This is a genomic window from Cobetia sp. MC34 (genome assembly GCF_018340035.1).
GTDB lineage: Bacteria > Pseudomonadota > Gammaproteobacteria > Pseudomonadales > Halomonadaceae > Cobetia > Cobetia amphilecti.
Genome location: NZ_JADPPY010000090.1, coordinates 1 through 1088, shown reverse-complemented (window position 1 = coordinate 1088; position 1088 = coordinate 1). Strand labels below are relative to the sequence as shown.

Genomic DNA, 1088 nt, shown 5'->3' with positions numbered 1-1088 from the left:
TTCCTGCCAGAACACGATTCAAGAGGACCACTCGCCATGGGTGAAACCCTAACGACCTGGACGCCCTCATGCAACGGCTCTGTCCGTGTCGAGCTGAGCGGCCACCGCACCACCAGCGACAGCGGCGCATTGTTGCTGCGCGAAGCCCTCGACAGCAGTGGCGTGATCGAGGCGCTCGAAGATAACCTGGTCGATCCGCGCCATCCGCTGCGTATTCGCCACTCGCTGGCCAGCCAGATACGCACCTTGGTGCTGCAGCGGGCGATGGGGTGGATCGATCTCAGCGATACCGACACGCTGCGCCGTGATCCGCTCTGGCAGCTGGCCTGCAGTGATGCGCGCGGCATGACGCCACTGGTCCAGGATAGGCCGTCCCAAGCCACGCTGTCGCGGCTGCTGACCTGCCTTGGACACAACGACAACATCGATGCCGTGCATGAAGGTCTGCTGCGGCTGGTGGCCTGGCGCCTGACCTCGCTGAAGAACGGCGAGCGTCCCAAGCAGCTGACGCTAGACATCGACGGCCTGCCGATTGAGGTCCATGGGCACCAGGGCGGTTCCGCTTATCATGGCCTTTACGGTACGCGGATCTATTCGCCGCTGGTCGCCTCGTTGGCCGAAACTGGCGACATGGTCGGCGGCCTGCTGCGCGAGGGCAACGCCGGCCCCGCCGAGAACGCTGATACGTGGATCCCGCACCTGGTGAAGCGGCTTAACGAGAGCACCGGCGCCCAGGTTCGGGTGCGTATCGACGCCGGCTTCACCGACAACGACACGCTGGAGGCGCTGGAGAAGCGCAGCATCGAGTACCTGGGCCGGCTGCGCAGCCACAAGGGCTTGCAGGCGCTGGCAGCGCCCTACCTGAAGCGGCCACGCGGCCGGCCCCCTGAGCAGCCTCGGGAGTGGTGCCACGACCTTGAATACCAGGCCGGTACCTGGCCAACGCCACGACGCGTGGTGCTGGTGGTTCAGGAACGCCCCGATGACCTGCTGCTGCATGCCTTCTTCCTGGTCACCAACCTCGGCAAGTTCGACTGGCCGCCCGAGAAGATCCTGGCACTCTATCGCAAGCGCGGCAGCGCCGAAGC

Annotated in this window: 1 protein-coding gene; it reads left to right on the top strand. The window is 65.5% G+C overall.

Annotation, left to right across the window (positions count from 1 at the left end; genetic code table 11):
* On the top strand, positions 1-1088 hold a 1088-nt coding region (locus IZU87_RS17260; RefSeq protein WP_249330726.1), incomplete at both ends, for an IS1380 family transposase.